This is a genomic window from Paenibacillus sp. FSL L8-0644 (assembly GCF_038008165.1).
GTDB lineage: Bacteria > Bacillota > Bacilli > Paenibacillales > Paenibacillaceae > Paenibacillus > Paenibacillus polymyxa_D.
This window is the reverse complement of the sequence record NZ_JBBOYN010000001.1, coordinates 1,186,731-1,205,000: the sequence shown is the minus strand read 5'-3', so window position 1 is coordinate 1,205,000 and position 18,270 is coordinate 1,186,731. Positions and strand designations below refer to the sequence as shown.

16 protein-coding genes and 1 pseudogene (1 of these 17 cut by a window edge) are annotated in these 18,270 nt (G+C 41.4%); 2 read left to right on the top strand and 15 right to left on the bottom strand.

From position 1 onward, the window contains the following. Nucleotides 1–1,101, top strand: the 3' portion of a protein-coding gene (locus NSS94_RS05395) for an erythromycin esterase family protein (protein WP_341038850.1). It extends 216 nt beyond the left edge of the window; 1,101 of the gene's 1,317 nt are visible here — the last part of the coding sequence; the start codon falls outside the window, past its left edge; its stop codon occupies nt 1,099–1,101. Nucleotides 1,102–1,542: 441 nt separating this feature from the next. On the opposite strand, the gene NSS94_RS05390 is transcribed toward NSS94_RS05395, so the two are convergent. From NSS94_RS05390 to NSS94_RS05380, 3 genes and pseudogenes are all read right to left on the bottom strand, one after another. Then, a complete protein-coding gene (locus NSS94_RS05390) occupies nt 1,543–2,295 on the bottom strand; it encodes an alpha/beta fold hydrolase (protein ID WP_340954428.1) in 753 nt (250 codons plus the stop codon). A 355-nt stretch (nt 2,296–2,650) separates the two neighbouring features. Further along, nucleotides 2,651–3,392: pseudogene (locus NSS94_RS05385) on the bottom strand (formylglycine-generating enzyme family protein); the annotation flags it as partial. A gap of 288 nt (nt 3,393–3,680) precedes the next feature. Next, nucleotides 3,681–4,319 (bottom strand): glycoside hydrolase family 11 protein, encoded by a 639-nt coding sequence (locus NSS94_RS05380; protein ID WP_025720875.1) that lies wholly within the window; start codon nt 4,317–4,319, stop codon nt 3,681–3,683. A 763-nt stretch (nt 4,320–5,082) separates the two neighbouring features. Between NSS94_RS05380 and NSS94_RS05375 the strand changes: the two genes are divergently transcribed. Further along, nucleotides 5,083–5,160 carry a hypothetical protein gene (locus tag NSS94_RS05375; RefSeq protein ID WP_340887063.1) on the top strand — a complete coding sequence of 26 codons (78 nt, stop codon included), beginning with the start codon at nt 5,083–5,085 and terminating at the stop codon, nt 5,158–5,160. A gap of 164 nt (nt 5,161–5,324) precedes the next feature. On the opposite strand, the gene NSS94_RS05370 is transcribed toward NSS94_RS05375, so the two are convergent. From NSS94_RS05370 to NSS94_RS05315, 12 genes are all read right to left on the bottom strand, one after another. Then, nucleotides 5,325–6,164, bottom strand: coding sequence for a hypothetical protein (locus NSS94_RS05370; RefSeq protein ID WP_165150045.1), 840 nt, complete (start codon nt 6,162–6,164; stop codon nt 5,325–5,327). Nucleotide 6,165: 1 nt separating this feature from the next. After that, nucleotides 6,166–7,179 (bottom strand): peptidase U32 family protein, encoded by a 1,014-nt coding sequence (locus NSS94_RS05365; RefSeq protein ID WP_029517539.1) that lies wholly within the window; start codon nt 7,177–7,179, stop codon nt 6,166–6,168. 4 nt (nt 7,180–7,183) lie between these two features. Further along, a complete protein-coding gene (locus NSS94_RS05360; RefSeq protein ID WP_029517540.1) occupies nt 7,184–8,008 on the bottom strand; it encodes a hypothetical protein in 825 nt (274 codons plus the stop codon). A gap of 3 nt (nt 8,009–8,011) precedes the next feature. Beyond that, entirely contained in the window at nt 8,012–9,247 is a 1,236-nt protein-coding gene (locus NSS94_RS05355) for an MFS transporter (protein ID WP_341038849.1), read from the bottom strand. Then, nucleotides 9,248–10,486, bottom strand: coding sequence for an ATP-grasp domain-containing protein (locus tag NSS94_RS05350; protein WP_341038847.1), 1,239 nt, complete (start codon nt 10,484–10,486; stop codon nt 9,248–9,250). Nucleotides 10,487–10,502: 16 nt separating this feature from the next. Then, entirely contained in the window at nt 10,503–12,161 is a 1,659-nt protein-coding gene (locus NSS94_RS05345) for a B12-binding domain-containing radical SAM protein (protein WP_069012390.1), read from the bottom strand. Next, a complete protein-coding gene (locus NSS94_RS05340; protein ID WP_340931449.1) occupies nt 12,142–13,422 on the bottom strand; it encodes an ATP-grasp domain-containing protein in 1,281 nt (426 codons plus the stop codon). Before NSS94_RS05340 ends, NSS94_RS05345 begins: the two co-directional genes overlap by 20 nt. A gap of 13 nt (nt 13,423–13,435) precedes the next feature. Continuing rightward, nucleotides 13,436–14,803, bottom strand: a complete 1,368-nt coding sequence (locus NSS94_RS05335) for a glutamate-cysteine ligase family protein (RefSeq protein WP_341038843.1) — start codon at nt 14,801–14,803, stop codon at nt 13,436–13,438. 21 nt (nt 14,804–14,824) lie between these two features. Then, on the bottom strand, nt 14,825–15,550 hold the full coding sequence (locus NSS94_RS05330) for a class I SAM-dependent methyltransferase (RefSeq protein WP_029517546.1): 726 nt from the start codon (nt 15,548–15,550) through the stop codon (nt 14,825–14,827). Between the two features lie 3 nt (nt 15,551–15,553). Further along, nucleotides 15,554–16,027 (bottom strand): pyridoxamine 5'-phosphate oxidase family protein, encoded by a 474-nt coding sequence (locus tag NSS94_RS05325; RefSeq protein WP_080658625.1) that lies wholly within the window; start codon nt 16,025–16,027, stop codon nt 15,554–15,556. Further along, on the bottom strand, nt 16,011–17,225 hold the full coding sequence (locus NSS94_RS05320; protein WP_029517548.1) for a radical SAM protein: 1,215 nt from the start codon (nt 17,223–17,225) through the stop codon (nt 16,011–16,013). Before NSS94_RS05320 ends, NSS94_RS05325 begins: the two co-directional genes overlap by 17 nt. 283 nt (nt 17,226–17,508) lie before the next feature. Next, the gene (locus NSS94_RS05315; RefSeq protein ID WP_029517549.1) at nt 17,509–18,261 is read right to left on the bottom strand and encodes an amino acid ABC transporter ATP-binding protein; all 753 of its coding nucleotides are present in this window, start codon (nt 18,259–18,261) and stop codon (nt 17,509–17,511) included. Nucleotides 18,262–18,270 lie beyond the last annotated feature (9 nt).

Sequence of the window (18,270 nt, the reverse complement as noted above, 5' to 3'; positions counted from 1 at the left end):
AACATTATCGGCGTGGAAGGAGACTGGCCCTCTGCTTATCGGTTAAACCGGTATGTTAAAGGGATGGAGGGGTCCGATTCTTCGGCAGCCGATGCACTGGGTGATTTTACCCGCTGGCCGACCTGGATGTGGGCCAATACGGATATTCGTGATTTCGCGGAGTGGCTGAAGGAGTACAATGAGATGAATCAAGGGGGCGGAAGTGATTGTCCCAAGGTTGGATTTTATGGCATCGATATGTACTCGTTATGGGAATCGATGGAGGCAATCATCGCTTATTTGGAGGAGACCAAGTCTCCCCACTTGGAACAGGCCCGCAGGACATACGCCTGTTTTGATCCATATAGCAGGGACCATCAAAATTATGGTATTGCGGCAGGATTGCTCTCGGAGAGCTGTGAGAAAGAAGTGGTTGAGCTACTAAAGCAGATTCAGAGCAGGCGCATGGCGTATCCGGGAAGTGAGGAAGAACTGAATGCGGAGGTGAACATGCTCGTCACTTCCAGTTCGGAGGCCTATTATCGTACGATGGTCCGGGGCGGTCCGCAGTCCTGGAATATACGGGACAGACATATGGTTGAATCGCTGAAGCGAATCATGTCCTATTACGGCGCCTCGGCAAAAGCCATTGTCTGGGAGCATAATACGCATATCGGTGATGCGCGGGCAACGGATATGATGGCTGATGGCATGGTCAATGTGGGTCAGCTACTGCGGGAAGATCCGGAACATCGTGTGTTTGCCGTTGGCTTCGGAACCTATCAGGGCGAGGTACTGGCGGGAAGAGCTTGGGGAGCTCCGGTTGAGAAAATGACCGTGCCGCCCGGACAGCCAGGAAGCTGGGAGTATTGCATGCACCGGGCGGGAGACGGCCGGAATGGCATGGTAATGCTCTCCGATGCATCTTCCATACTGCATACGGTCATTGGCCACCGAGCCATCGGTGTGGTATATGAGCCTGCTCATGAACGATTCGGCAATTACGTGCCTTCCAGCATGGCGGATCGTTATGATGCGTTTGTTCATCTCGACCGGACCACCGCCCTTCAGCCACTGCCTATCCTTCAACCGGTTGCAACGGATGCTTTATTTTCAGAATAACAGCTCGTAAGAACCGTCTGTGGAATGCAGGGTAGCTGGTATAGTTTACCGTCAGGGCTCCGGATTATAATTATAAAACTGGCTCCAATATAAAGCAGCGGCAGGCTCGGACTTTGTTTTATCAGTCTGAGCCTGCCGCTGTTTTATTGAGCTAACGTATCCCGTCAGTTCAATTAAACACTTTCTGATTTTTGGTGGAAAGCGTTAGTCTTCTTTTGATGATAGGTACGTCAATTCAACTGCTCCCTAATATAAGGTCTTGGTATAGACATGCTTGAGAGACATCGTGTTGATGTTATCTGTAAACATCCGCTTTCCACTCATCCGCCGCTTCCAAGCACCAAGATGTTTCTTCCGGGTTGCCCTTTAAGTTTCAAAACTTCTTATCATCCATTATAATACTTTGATTCAAGAGATGCCCAATCTATTCACGTATGGTCCTCACCTGTGACAAAACTGTCGGATGCTATTAGCTAGTTCCTCCGCATGAGTAAGGACAAGCATATGATCGGCTCCTTTGATTTCGGCAAACCTAATTGCAGGTACACGCTTGAAGTGCTCGGCGATATTGTACATATCCGGCCATTCTATGGTTCCTTGTATAAATAACGTACTCGCTGCAACCTTTTCTAAACGTTCAATCGAAGGCGCCTCTGGCCAAAGGACCTCAAAGCTTCTCCACTCGGTAAATACCCTTGTCATGTAGTGATTATGCATTTCAGTCAAAAAACTCCGATGGTGGCTAGCCATCGTAGCCCGATAGATCGGTGCGGCTAAGGACAACTCTACAAGTTTTGAAATATCGGGAGCGACCGCATTCACCGATGTCATATAATTGGTAAATTCTTGCGAATATGCAAATCCCGTTAATGAAGGGGCAATTACCACTAGCCGCTCAACCATAGAAGGATATGATAACGCAAAATCAGTCGCGACTTGCCCACCGATGGAATGGCCAACAAGTGTGACAAGATCCAGTCCGAGATGTTCGAGAAGTTTGCGCAAATCCTCCACAAGTGAAGTCGGCTCTTGCATAGCAGGCGAGCGGCCGGTTCCTCGACCATCGAAGGTAATGATCTTGAATGATTTTGCCAGTCCAGGTACCATATATCTCCATACCCTTGAGTCGACACCTCCCGAGTGAATCATGACTATAGGGACTCCATTCCCTTCGATTTCGTAAAAAAGTTCCACCTTGTTCCCCTCCCCAATGTGGTAATATTTTCCTGGCTACCATTTTAGCCATGACTGAACATACAGTCTATATTAAAAAGATATCCACTATGAAGTCACTTTGAATAACTGCCCGTCGCTTAATTAATGCCTCGTCATCTTGTGTATAGAGGACGAGAGCTGCTGGGATTATGCGAAAAGTGATGAACAAACATGGCGGAGACATATCCTGGACCATCTTCTACTCAACATGCCCAAAATATTTTTTATGCCTCCAAATCCCTCTCTTTGTCAGCAGAAAATAAAGTATTAGACTGGCTCTATAAATTGAACAGCGACAGCCGAGGACAAAAAATAAAGTCCTAGACGGTCGCTGTCCGCCACCCTTCACAACCCGGTAGAAACCGCTTTCGCTATCCAAGTCTCCATACCAGTCCCAACACCATTCTCTTACGTTGCTAGACATATCGTAGTAAATTCCTAACTCGTTGGGTTTCCGAGTATCGATTGATTTTGTTTTATTATTGTTGCTCTCTATAATAGGCCAGTTCCAGTCTCCAGATAAGTATTTGTCTCCGGCGTTTTTCCAATACCATTCACCTCGTCAGCATTATTGCTTCCGCTGTATGTGTAGCCCTTGCTCGCCTGACCTCCGTCTGCAGCATATTCCCACTCCAATTCTGTAGGCAATCGGCAACCGTTAGCTCCCTCATTAATCGTTACTGTCCATTTTATATTATCGTTATCATTCTTATTTAGTCGGGTCTTTTATTATCCTTGTCTATGTTGTAATACGGTTTTAAGCCCTCTCGTATACCTCTTTGATTACAGTACTCCACAACGTCATACCAACTCACCATTTCTACTGGCAAACTGTCGCCAATGAATACCGAGGGATTACTTCCCATGACTTCAACCCACTCTTTTTGAACTACTTCATATTTGTTGATATAAAAGTTCGATAGGGCCACGCTTTTTCCAGAGTTGTTGTACTTGTTGTTCTGAAAAGTCCCACCTTCCACGAATACAAGGTTATCCCTTTTCTCAGGCTTATCTTGCGAACAAGCGCTGATCACAACCATTGGTGCTATTAAAAGGAAAATCAATAGCTTTCTCATTGATATATCCCCTTTAAGCTGATAGGGAAAATGATAGGCCATGACGGCCCGCAATTCGCCTCCAGCAGCGTCGAAGGCCGTTCGTCTAGCAGGTAACGGCCTGCAACGCATCCGCACTGACGGATAGACTGGAGGAGAACGGCCATCGGCCTGTCTACAATGCTTAGAGATCGTTGTTTCCTCCATGGACCAATTCGTGTAAATCCTATCAGACAGCTTTCGGAACCCGTTTATCCCGTGAGACAGCCCCAACCGCGCCTGTTCGTTGAACAGCTTGCAGTTAAGTGGTTACCACACCGTTACGTTAGAGCTCCCGCTACTCTGATACCCCTCTGTCGCCAACACCTGGTAAGACCAGTTACTTCCCAGATTCATTCCTTTGCTCGCCCATGCTTTCACGTGGTTGCTGAAAGTGATCGTGGAGTTGCCCCCGGTCGGTCTCTTCGACTGTCGAACACTCCAGTACTGAATAAACGTCGTTTTTTGGCCTTCAATGGAAGGTGCGTCGTATCGCATTGTTGTGTAGATGTCATATGTGCCCCCATCACTGGTCACCGTACCTTTATACGTTCCGGTAGGTCGATAAGTCCCCCAGCTATCAACGACGTAATATTCGATGAGTGAGTTTCTCGTCCACCCGTAGAGAGCCAAATATCCATTACCGGACGGCGCCCAGACACCGGCATTGTAGTTAATCGTTCTGTTTGGCGATCCAGTAGTCCAGCCTTTGCCGACAACAAAATTCCCGGTATCCTTCCATGTTACGCTGTAATTACCGCCTGATCCATTTACAGCATTGACCGTCCCGCCGCCATCGGTCCAATTTTGCCAATAGTCTGTCGCTGCACTTGAGGTTGTTGCAAACAACCCAAAACTCATGGAAGCTGCAAGAACTACCGTCATCATTTTCTTACTAAACTTAAACATACTCTACCTCCTAAAATTTTGTGTTTGTCCCATACACTTGCTTGTTGGTTGATTCTCTTTGCAGTATATCACCTATCCGTGCCATATTCCGTATTTTTTTACTTTAACCTCCTTTCTGAGTGAAATTATAGAATAATAGCGTTTGCATATAAACCTAGCAAATTAAAGCTTTAACTCTATTATGTTTAGCTTTCTTTGAAATTTTAGAACCCGTCGAGGGTAACAATAGATACCGAGTCCCGTAACGTTGAAAGAAGGGCTTGGCTGCTTTTAATTAATTCGAGCAATATGCGAATCCATTTTTTATGTTTTCCTTTTTAGCTATTCACCTAATCAGTAACGATACCAAGTTCTTGTCCCTTTCGGCAATGGAATCAAGTCTTGTACTCCGACACCTTTGTAGTCTTTTGTTGTTGAGGATTTTCCATTGGTTCAAAATCGGGTCAGTCCCATCACCGCGGGAGCTTTATTTCTGGAATTATTCATTTTACCTTTAACGTTTAGGATTACCTGTCTGACCAAGAATAAATTCAATGCTCACCTTATATGTAGCTTCCACATGTAGTGAACTTTGGCTTGGGTGATGGATTTACGTGAGGATAAAGACTTAGCAAAACAGAATTTATAGAGAGGAAATGGCGTCCCAGTGAACGAATAAAGTCAACCGACCCTGAGTCTCAAAAAGTGAATTAAAAAATTAGTGATCTTATGGAGATGCTAAAAAAATAAACTACCAGCAGTCGATTTTGAACAAATTGAAGTCATGCTTGATTTACTAAGCGAATCAACTTCCCTACACTCGGCAGCAGCGTTCATCCACGGCTATCGAACGGGGCATTAACGATGATTGAAGTGTTTAGCGGGGAACACGAGTTTATACCAAAACGAGTGTGAAGGAACCAGTAATAGATAGGAAGATTTAACGAATGAGTTCAGAAAAGAGCAGCGAGGTTAGACCACCTGCTCTTTCAAAATAAAAGCGGGCAAACCACTCCGATCTAGTATTTATAGTACCTGAGTTATAATTCGTGAATACTCCGCTAAATTGACGGGAAGCTTGGCATTTTCGTAATAAAGAGAGTTTCCTTTTAATATAATATCTTTTTTCATCACATCATTATAGAGGACTGTTTGACAAGTCTTGCAGCTCTTATTGCATAATGATGACGTTTTCCACTCAGACATAGATGACTTGCTATACAGGATGCTGGAAAAACATCTTCGGGCAGTTGTAATGTGTACGTAAGGGTATACTAATTCCCTGCTAAAAGGGAGCACATCAGTATCAGCATCATCAATATCATTATTATTTACCAGATCATGATTGTCTTTGATATCCAGCTTATTACCTTGTATTCTATTATCATATTGAATAGCAGAAATTTTATATTTACGCATGAACCTAATATTGGGGACAAACCCTCCCGCAGTATTCTGTAAGGCAATTTTCGAATCATCATCAAGCTTGGGAAAATAGTTTGCAATAGAAGGACTTTTTTTAGCTTTATTCAGTAGTCTACCTAAAATAAGTTTAAAGCGGCCGGGATAATGATTTTCAAGAAAATACAACATTCCGAAATCATTAACCACCAACTCATCAAAAATAGATGCTTCACTTACTTCCTTTAAGATGTTCACAATCGTGTTCATACTTTCATCCGTCATATAAGGAGTAATCAAGGTTAGCTTCATGTCGTGCTGCTCACAAAAGCTGATAACTGATTTTAGCTCCCTTACTGTTAAGAAAGTACGCGGGCAAAACTCCTGTCCATAATACAGACGCTGATACTGGTTCTCCACATTCGTTAATTTACGCAGGTCGTCAACCATCATCGCTTTTTCCATATTATACACTCCCCTGAACATTATGAATGCCATTTACATGGTCCAGAATTTCCGGGTAGTAGCAATGTGTAATCAATTGATCGTTTTTCCAGCTATTCTGACATATTTGCGAAGAAATCATGTGATGGTACTCTTCGAAGTTTGCCACCTCGCCGCATAAATCTATCGCTGATTTTATCATCCTGATATCACTTAAAACCTGACTTCTGTCTGAAGCTCTCCCGACCAATTTCAAGCTATCAACCGATAATTGGTTCAGATAATATAAGCTGCACACACCACAGTCACCCTTATTGTCTAAAATCCAGTTTAGCTTTTTCTCCAGCAGTGGTACATCATACGGTATGGGCGTAATACTCTCAATAACCTGATATCTCAAAACACATGGAGGATTAAAAATGACCCCATCATTGTTATTCATAAATCGAGTCCCATGCACAAAATTACAAAAGCCATCTATATAAGTACAGCCTTCATTTTTGATAAAAACCTCAAACTCTGTATTTGGTGAGCTTTCAATTATGATTTTCATTTCTGCCATGGACAAGGAACGGGGCAAAATAAGCCGATCCGCATGAAATTCTTTGGTGTACATTTCTGCTGTGTAACAGTTAAAAATCGTGCCGCCTGTACTGATATGCACATCCACATTCGTTTTCTTATCCGCAAAATAACCGGCCAAGCCCAAATCAGCAAAAATAATAGCATCCACTTCACAACGAACAGCTTGCTCCAAATAGTAATCCAGGATACCAAGCTGCTGGTTGTTATAGCAGTGTTCGTTCATCGTAAAAAATACCTGGCACCCATGAGCATGCGCTATATTCACGACCTCCGCAAGTTCAGCAAAACTGGAAAAGTTCGCATCAGGCCAAGGTCTGCGATTCAAGGCAACGATATAGTTATACCGATCCAACCATTGTTCATCAATGACGCCACAATAAAATTCTTCGGCTCCGGCCTGAATAAAAGGCACTAAATCATCAATGGTCACTAATCCTGTACAAATTCGCATATGTCTACTCCTTTACCAGAATTCCAGCCGATTTTTCAGCCAGATGATGACTAATGATCGCTTTCAACAAAACAATTGTAAACTCCCGAAACAGGACACATGCATTGCTCTGAAGCTGATTAATCAATAAATTGCAACGTCCTCCGCACATATATCTTGAAAAACAACTTTTACAAGGTGCCAAATCGTCCACAGAATCGATACATCCTATCTCGTCGCTTGATTTCTCCAAGCCCGCCTTAGCATATCTATTGCAGCGAAAAAGCGCTCCATCACCATTTACTTGAAAAGAATGTACCCCAGCTTCGCAGGGAAACAATTGGGTTTGATTCGAGTCCAACATACTCAGCATTTTTGCAATATACTCATACTCATTTAATTCACCATAAGAAGGATGGGTATGACGCAAGTTTTTAATGTGGTTTTCTCCCTCTTGCAATTCCTCCTCCGAATACAAGGGACTACAGCCCCTGTGCCATTTTTGTAGAAAAAAATCCAGGTAAGCTGTTGGGCTACTAGGTCTGTAGTCTGCAACGAATTCAGGACGTTCCAGCGGTCCTTCAATTACACTGAAATCAGTCAGATGTAACCTACGCGCAAGCTGGGCAATTTCGGCCTGAGCCTTGTCCGTGTTTTCCAGTTGATAAACACGCTCTATTTTCACAAAATTAGAAAGGTCATTTGCTCTTTTATGATGTTTAAATTCCGAGCTATAACTGTAATCCGTGACTTCTGAGTAGGGGTTCTCCCTATGAAAATGACCATTTTCGATATCATAGCTAAAAACAGCTTTTGGGGAAACGCGAATTAAGATGACCTCGGTATTCATCCACTACAACTCCTTCGAATCCATCATTAAAGCGCTTTTGGAGGGTACCTCTGTGTTGTTGTAGCTTCTACGGAAAATGAAGACATACAAGCAAAATAAAAGGCTAAACAAGGAATAGATAATCAGGAGTACAGCAATACTGTAGCTTTCAATAAGATGCCCACTGATGATAAGCATCATAGATAGGAGAAGATTATGTACACTGTACACAGTAGATACGGTTGTCGCCCTGCTAGTTTCGCTCGTGATGCTGGTATCAATGTGACTTTGTATTTTTGGAATAATGATCCCCCAGTTAAACCGAAACAAACAAATCAATACGATCCCAAGCCAAATGGACTTGGTTAACGCCATCCCTAAAAAAACAACAGCAAGGATCAAAGGATTAAGTATATATATATACTTCCCTTTGATTAAATGTGATAACTGAGCAGAGATGAGTGGAATAATGCCGAAAAGAGCATAAATAACTCCAAAAAAAGTCGGTAAAATTTTTAAATGCTGTAGATAGGGTTGATATTGAAAGAATACTGAGGTTAGAATGATAGCTGTGAATATATAGTAAATAGAAAATAATAGTAGTTGCCTGTTGACTCTGATTTCCTGAAAGGATTCCTTCATTATTTGTAAAGGACGAACTCGTTGAAACGCTTTTTTACCTGTTTTGTCTTCATAAACTCTCTCCTCATGAACCAGACACACAAAAAACACCGCTAAAAAATTAGAGAATGCCGAAATGTAAAAAGTAACCGAATAGCTATATTGAATAACTACTGAGCTTAGAAGAGCAGCAGCAATCGTAGACAAAATACTTGCTGAAAAAATTTTTCCGTAGCTACGGTTCAAGACATCAAGCTTGTCATGCTTTTCATGAAGCTTATAAATCAAGCCTTGTTCCGAACCTGATATGAAGGATGAGCCCAATGCAAAAATGATATGAGCTATAATAAGTAGCATATAAGTTTGTAATGATCCCATAAGAAAGATACCAATACATTGAAAAACCGCTCCGATAAGGATAGCCTTTTTCTTCCCAATCAGGTCTCCGATCATTCCCGTGGGTATGTCAAATAGTATGGATGCCGTATAGTAACTGGCCATTACAATCCCAATTTGGGTATAGTTAAGCTTAATCATATTACTAAAATAGAAAACCAAAATGGAATTATATACATAGAATGTGTTCAGAAACCTCAATAAACCAAATAATCTGACCTGACTTTCAAACTTTTTAACCACCTACGCTTCCCCTTCCTCATCAAACAGGCTTACTTCCATTTCAAGTTCCCATAAATGCTCAATCTCATTACGAATACGCTCATTTTCCTCAAAAGAATCAACTGACCAAGTCACAACTCCAGCCACATCACCGGAACTGCCGCTAAAAGACAAGCAGTCACCCACTTGTGGTAAAATATCAGCCCGCTTCACACCTTGTATCTGAAGAAAGTCAGAGCTTGGGGTGACGTGTTTAACCCTTCCTTTCTTCTTATAGAGCAGCAGATACCCGCCATTCGTCTGTGGATAATATTGATTGAAAAGCGGCTGTTCGCCGACAAAAGCGCGAGCCCCCTCCAGTAGCGGGTTTACTCCACATGTATCCTCTATACCAAAAATAATTCCTCCGCCTGCAATTCGTGCCGCTGTTTCGCAAAATAAGATCTCCTGCTGCTTAGTGACTAATAGTTCAGTATGAGCTACTCCACTTGTGATCGGCATTGCACTCAATACTTTGTTATTTGCCGCGATAAGCTGTTGGACCAAGGGCATCTCATGGTCAGGGTAAAAATACCCGCACAGTGGCTTCCCCTCCCTGCATTCCAAAGTGCTATGCGTATAGCAGGCAACTGAAGTGAATGCAACTTGGTTATTATATACAACGCTATCCATATGGAACATTTCTCCATCAATATATTGTTCAATCTCAAATTTTCCGGCATGGTCGTTAAGCAATTGTTCATATTCGTGGATGTTATCCAAATGAACCCGAAACGTATGAAGGGACCCCGCTCCGTCAATTGGTTTAATAATGGCCTCGGGAGCATGTTTAGATAAAAAGTCGATTGCATCAGCAAAGTGGTGAACGGTTCGATATTCAGGAATAAGAATAACTTTCTCTTGAGCAAGATGATTTTTCATTTTTACCTTATCTCTAAAAAAATCACCATCTCTCCCGATGACTCCACACGTAAGACCCAATCGCTCTCTAAGCAAAGCGGTAAACTGCACCAAATCCTCACTCTCGGAAAAAATACCGTTCACGGGCTTTTCATCATGCAGTGTTAGTATAAACTCAACAACTTGAGGTGATGTTAAATCTTCGACACACAAGAAATGGTGATAATGATCACTACAACGCTCAATCAAACGTTGATTATTAGTAATCAACGTTTTTTCATACCTTAAAGAGCTCAAGCCTTCATTCACAATACGAGAAAAGTTTTCGAATTTCGCGAAAATTACATAATGTTTATCCATCCCTAATCCTTTCGTTTTATTGATAGAGAGACCTGGCATTTACAAGATTCATACAAAAAGAAAGTCCCCATTTTTTCAAATATAAAAGCAAATGTTCTTCTGACAGAAAAAAAGCATAAGTTTGTTTAATTTCCTGTTCAAACTCAGCAGCCTGTATATCTGCTTGCACCTGTGTCATCCCACTTTCCCTGCTAAACTCACTATAAAATCGTAAATGCTGGCGATTGTTAAAAGGTATTTTTTGAATGGAATACATAGCAGGATCGGCAGCAATAGGAGAATTTTCAAATAGAATAAAACGGTTATATCGGATATCTATACAATAGGGAAACAGTTCCCGTAGCCGTGCTTGATTAGCAAGAGCTTCTTCACTGGTTTCACCTGGAAACCCGATCATCGCTGTTAATTTCACCGCAATCCCAGCCTCATAGCAACTCTTAATCAGCACAGGCGCATATTCAAGATCTATTCCTTTGTTCATCAGTCTGGATACCCTTGTTTCAAAGGTCTCTACTCCAAAAGAGATCATGATGCATCCTGCACGGTTTAACAGTTCAAACAATCGGGAATTAAAACCCTTTTCCAGTCTGGCACGACAGGCCCAGGATAATATAAGCTTCCTTTCTACAATTTGAGTTGCTATTTTCTCTAAATCTGTGGGTGAAATACAGCAGTCTCTGAATCGTAATACCGAAAATGTCTGTTGTTTTGAAAAATTCTCCATTAATTGCAGGATACTCTCAATACTCTCTTTCTGATAAGTACCATGCTCTTTAATAGAACAATAAGTACATCCCTTCCAGTAACAACTTACAGACGCAGCTACATTTAAAACCTCTTCCGGCATTAGACCACTTGCAGGAAGAGAAGATAAAACGGGTAATGTTATTTTATTGGTGTAATAGTGTTTATTAGTTTCTTCAATATAAGGTTGAAGTTCTTTTTGAGTAAGTAACCAAGATAGTTCTTCCAACTTAGATGAATCCTCAACAGCTCTAACCAGTTCGCTCAATCGATAATGCTCATTTCCCAAGCCAAACGAATCCACATGAGAAAACAACAAATGATACTCCTTATCTGGAAGATTTCGCACTAATATTTTTGTATTAATCTGATCCTCCAGATTGCCGAACAGATGAATGTGTAGATTAGAGTTATATTCTTTTAACAATGAAGTCAACGAAAATAAGGGAATAACCTGATCTGGATGAAAAATTGAAATAGCAACCACCTTGACGCCTTCAGGGACAAGATCCGGTAAAATTTCTTTGAAAAAATCAAAATATGGATTGTGTTCCTTCTGTTCGGCAATCCTTAGTACCTCATCAATATTACGTAGATCCACTCCCGGATCATATAAATTCCATCGCAGCACCGCGGGTGAAATCTGTTCACTAATACGATCATAAATCTCAGCGATTTTTTGGCAGGTTTCTTCTAAATGTTCAAAATTATAAAACAGTTCAGTGTCCGTAAGATGAGTGATGATGTCCGAACGTCCCCGAAAAAAGTAATGAAATGATTCCAAATTTAAATCACGGATTTTGGTACCCACTCCTTGGTGATGTAATAAAGCAGCCGCAGCCGTAATATCGGGTGGCACAGACTGGTAGTACCATAAGGGTGGATTAATCAGCAAAATTTCGAATTGATTTTCATCCTTTTTGCTTTTCATAAGTAGTCTCTCTTTCCATCACAAATTGGATCGTATCTTCAACTTGGTGGCTCACTTTCTCTAATTCATCATAAGTATCAGCTTTAAGAACAAAAAAACCATATCTGTCCATACTGCTAGTCATCTCATCCGGTACTGTATCTCCCTCCTTCTTTTCTATAACAATCTCTATGACACCCGGCAAACGTCTGGCTTCTTCCACCCCTGATATTTGTTTGATTTTTCCACTCTTTTGATGGAAATAACGGATTCTTGAAATATCGTTTCGGGTTTCATGCAGGTACTCATCCGGTCTTTCTCCCAAAGCGCACAAAATCGAAGCCTTATGCAGATTTACTCCGTAACTCAAGCTATACAAATCAGTTATACGGTCCCCTGCAAGACGAGTAGAATATTCGATAATATAAATATGTCCCCCGGACAGCACAAATTCCAAATGACAGGGTCCTTCTGTAATTCCAAGCTCAGCCATAAGATTTATGAAGCTGTTTAATAATTGAGTGTATTTTGAAGATTCCATAGATGCTGGAAGGGTATGCTGTAGCTCAACAAAATAAGGAAGGGGAGTTTTCATTTTTTCAGTAATATGGGCAAATTTACAAGCACCTTTAAACATAAAAGCCTCGAAGCTATATTCCTGGCCTCTGATATATTCTTCTACTAGAAATGAAAGATTCGATGGATAACCGAAGTTATCCTCATTCTGAATAATCTTTTCGGCCTGCCTAATTAATTGTTCAGATGTTTGCACACATTTGACTAACATACTACTTGTCATATCAACGGGTTTAACAATAGCGGGGAATTGGATCTGGTCCAACTGCTCCTTTAGTTCGGATACGCTGTGATACAAATGGTAATCTGGATTGGATACATACTGAGAACCTTTTAGCCCGTTTCTCATACACTCTTTGCTGCGGGCATTATGGGCTACATCTGGGCGAATGGAATTCCAGCCAAACTTTTGGGAGATAATCGCGGCGACCGGTACTGCATAGTCGTGGCCAGGTACAATACCCGAGTTGCGGGATATATCCGGATGCTGACTGAAAAAATACTCCATTTTCAAGTAAGTAGACTCGGCATCTGTAATGTCACTGATGATTTCAAAATGTACCAGATGCGCCTTCTCCACCTTGGGGCCGCCTTCTCTTCGAATGACAATTACAATCAACTCAAGTTCAGCGGCAAATTCAATATATTTTTCTCCAAAAAAACAAGGCTCCAGTAAAAATATAGCCCTTGAACTATTAGCAGACATACCAAAGTCCTCCTTACGATCCTTCATTGACAGGAATACAATTTTGCGACACTATTCGCTTTATTTCTTGGGTTCCAAGAAGTGTATTTTTCGAGTTCCCCCTGATATTGTTTATTAGTGATAAGGCAGGAGGGCCTACTCTAAGTCGCTTGCTTAGTACCTCTTCCACAAGTGTTGCAGTTGAAGAAGATTTTCTTTTCCAATAATCACAAATACGCTCGCCAGCTCTATTTATTAATTCCGTGGCCGCATACTCAGTGATTCTTTTACCGTCGGATGTAAAATAGTAAAGCTCACAGTCAATTCCGTAGCATGAAGCCCTCCTGAAGTTTTCCTTCACAAAAGTAACGGGAAGAAGTCTTTCTCCGCCTTTGCTTAAGCTTAAATCCAAAAGCGCATAGACTCCGAGATGCAGTGCAATATCTTCCCGAAGTGTTGGCTGGATCGGTATAAATCGCGTTTCAAGCAAGCATGCTGTGGGCTTACCGCTGCCACCTACCAGTTTTAATCTCGCAATTTTCCAATTCATTTTTTGATTGAGGCTAAATGCATACCGTGGATCGGATTTCATATGTTTTTGTTGATACAAAGTAGCCCAATAATTATGGAAATTTGCATAATATTGATGAGGAAATGAAACGCGAGTAGACAGAGCTGCCAAAAATTCAGAATAGGTCCGCAAATCATAACCAATCTCCCAAATCAGGTTACGAGTTTCGAGCAATCCGGTTAATCGCCTGTCCAAAATCGGAGAATTGGCCCCAATGGCAATAAAGAGAGGTGAGATCTCAATCGTCTTGTTCAAAAGATCAATAGCAGCCTGATTATAGTTAACCTGTACATTCATTTGTGTCGACTGACACCCGCTAATTAGCTCATGAACACGACTTGATAGATCAACTTCTCCCAAATGAAGCTCAAGGTGATGTTTTCTTGAACTTTTAAACTGGTCGAGTATCATTTGATAATTTTCCCGGTCATCTGTAATTTCCAAGTCAGTAAATGAACCAGGATAGGTACCAAGACGCGCCAGTCTATTATTTTGGGCATGTGCTATGGCTGCCGCCTCTTGCTCCATTTCCTGCATTTCATTTATAAGATTTTCAAGTCCCTCTGCAAGTGTGAAAGGACGGGATACCAATTCAATTTGGCTGGCACCTATTTCCCGTTTTATAAATGTTGCATTTTCAATTACACGATTCCGGACCTTTTCATCTACCAAATTAAACTCAAAATCAAAAAGAAGGTATTCGGTTTCTAAACCCATAATTCCGGATAAATTATTTTTAGTAACCAAAATATTTTTTTCAAGCTGTCTAAGTTGTCGTAAAAAAGCCCTGTTCATTAACGCCGTTGGATTCAATGAAACGGTTTTGGACATACCCTTATTCTCCCATTTGCTCTATTGATTGAGTTGCAATAGGTAATAGTAAGAATCGTTTCCCCGTTTAAGTTTCTGTTGTTTAACTTGCACTATTTTTAGTCCAGCAGCCTTTGCCATCTCCTCTATTTCATGTTTCAATAACATCCGACATCGACAGGTACAACGGCTGGTTTCATTTTCATTTTTATAAACTGTGAAATACATCATTAAGATCTGATTAAAAACATCGATTTTGACTTCTCCATATACTTCAAATGCTTCCCCGTCGATAGTCAGTGATTTAATCACTTTAGGTGCCCCGCCATATTCCATGATTTGATGTTCCGTCACTGGCGTAACATTAACCATTCCAACCCCTTCGGCTGATAAACTTGAAGCAATTACTCTAAAAATATCAAATTGGTTTTTATACGCAGGGAACATTTGGATAGAATTATCCCCAATGTGTACGATGTCAAATTTTTGAGGGCAAGACCAATCATTTAAGTCAGAGCATACCGTATTAATCATATTTCCATGATCGTTATGCTTGTTGAGCAACAATTGCAACGATTCCGGCGAACGATCAACTACAGTTACAGATTCAATAGACTTGTTTATAAAACCAAATAAGTGTTCACCACTCCCTGAAGCCAGGTCCAAAACCCTTGCATGTATCTTCTCAGGCCAGACATCACCAATAAACTTTTGCATTTCAATCGTATCCGGACCTAGAAAATCAAAAATCAGTTCGTCTGTCTCCATGAGTCACATGCCTATCCGGTCCGTCTGCTTCCAATCTACAGGAGAGTATTGATGATCTTCCTCGCCCATAAATCTTACTGCATGGGGTGTGACTTGAAACAATACAAACTGATTTCTTTTCTCATTGCTAAAGGTTTCTTTTATCATAGGGTTGTTTTCCAAAAATAGATCTTCTTCCTTCTTTTCACTCACCCGTTTGGCCTTACCTGCCATTCTGAGCTGAGCCCCGTCTCCAAAATAAGTAAGCTCCACATTCTCACACGTCCGGATTTGTTCAACCTTATCTGTATTGCTGAAGGTAGAGAAATATATATATCCGTTGTGAACAGTCCCCGCATCTACAGGTCTTACATGAGGTTGATTATTGAATGAATCATACGTTGCCAGATAGGCAATAGAAACGTTTTTAATCCATTTTGAATATTCTTCTTGATTCATTGTATTCACCTTCACTTTACTCTTAGTTTTTAATTTCATCCGGGGCAGTCATGAGCTTGTATCCCCAGCCATCCCTTATATAATGCATTAGTACAATCGCGCGATTTAGACTTTCTGGTTTTAATATGTAAGCCGAGTCTTGTTGTTCCACCAGATTTTCTTGAATTAAAACGGACAAAAGAATATTAACATCTTTCTCCATTTCCATTACTTTTTCAAAATTAACTCCTAGATACTGCTCTAACGTTCGTTCCTCGATTTTTCCATAGGCATTCAAATGCCCCCATACAATCGTAAACGCATAATTATCGACTGTAATTTCTTCTTCGACTGAATGTGGAAGTTCTATATAATTTTTAATATAAGGAGGTGTGAAGCGTACACGATTATTATCCCAATATCCCGCAGATCCGGGTCCAAAAGCCAACACCGGCTCTGTTTCACTTATAGCATCTTTTTCATAAGGAAATATATAATCTGGTAAAGAAAAAACAGTATTATCTACTCTTATATATCCGTTTTGTTGTAAAAATCCGCACACTTCTTCATAAACTGAGATTTTATCGGACAATGCTAAAATATGTTTTCCTCTTTTCTCGCATCGCTCGACAAATTCCTTTCCCCCTGGATAAGAGGAGTAGAAAAGACTAACCGAAATATGTTCCGGTCGTATATTCACTGTATCCCTTATGCTTTCCATGACCGTGCTCTGCGTCTGCCCCGGGATTCCGATTAGCAGATCAATATTTAACATGTCGTAATCAATTTCTCGGATCAGGCTTGCAGCCTTTATAATTTTTTCTCGTGAATAGGGCCGTCCCAGCAATTTGAGCTCTTCATTATTAAAAGACTGGGCACCGATACTTACACGATTAAATCCTTTTCTCCTGAAAATAGACAAGGTTTCTTTGGATGCGGTATCTGGGGAAACTTCATACGCCATAAATTTCATGTGGGTAAATTGTTCTGGGGTAATCCTATTTCGAATGGAATTTATAATAGTGTCTAGCTGACTTTCATTTAGGAGGGATGGGGTTCCTCCACCAAAAACTATCGAGGTGATTGCTGATTTTGGAAATTCAGTGCATTCAATGTCCACTTTCAAGGCTTTAACATACTCATCCATTACATCGAGGTTAATCATCTCCTCTTCCGAAAATTTGGCTGTAAAGTAGCAGTATGGACAGCGCTTCTTGCAAAACGGAATGTGACAATAAATGTGAAAACGATCAATCATTCAAATCCCAACCTTCCACTTTTAAATTGTGGAGCTAGTAACAGAATTTGTTTAAATCGTGGTAGCATGTTTTACATGTTAAACCCCATTTCTTACACAATCATATGAAATAGATCACATTTACTGGAATAAGAACCATTTCAAAAAAAAAAAAGCATTCTTCGTTCGCTTAACAGAGCTCAAATAGCCTGCTTCAGCTTACATCAGAATACTTCTTTAAAGTCGCTTTTTGGAGATATAAAACACATATACACAAGTATGCAAAGATGATATGCATCTTGGGCTAAGCTTCCACCCGATTCAAAAACACCTTCGTCCGCTCCAACTGCGGATTGCCAAAAATCTGCTCCGGTGTACCGGATTCTGCAATTTCGCCATTATCCATAAAAATGACGCGATCCGCCACATCTCGCGCAAAATTCATCTCGTGGGTCACGATGACCATCGTCATATTCTCCTCAGCCAGCTTTTTGATGACCCGCAGCACCTCGCCTGTCAGCTCGGGATCAAGGGCCGAGGTCGGCTCGTCGAACAGCAAAATATCTGGATTCATCATCATTGCCCGGGCAATCGCCACGCGCTGCTTCTGTCCACCCGACAATCGGGACGGATACGCGTCAGCTTTATCCGCCAAGCCGACTTTGGCCAGCAGTTCGGCGCTTTGGCGGCGCAGTTCAGCCTTACTCACCTTTTTCACCAGCTTCGGAGCCAGCTCCAGATTATCCTGCACCGTCAAGTGAGGGAACAGATTAAAATGCTGAAACACCATGCCCATACCGGTGGTAATGCCTTTAATGTCACCTGCCGGAGCGTACTGACCGTTTTCCACCAGTGCTTTATCATGAATGCGGATCGTCCCGCCCGTCACATCTTCCAGGTGTACTAAACTACGGAGCATGGTACTTTTCCCTGAACCTGAAGGACCGATGACAGCTACAACCTCGCCCGCTTTAACGTTAAAGCTCACTCTTTTCAGAACGTCGAGCTTGCCGAACGATTTTTTCAAATCGATAACTTCTATTGCATTAGTATTCATATCCCGACA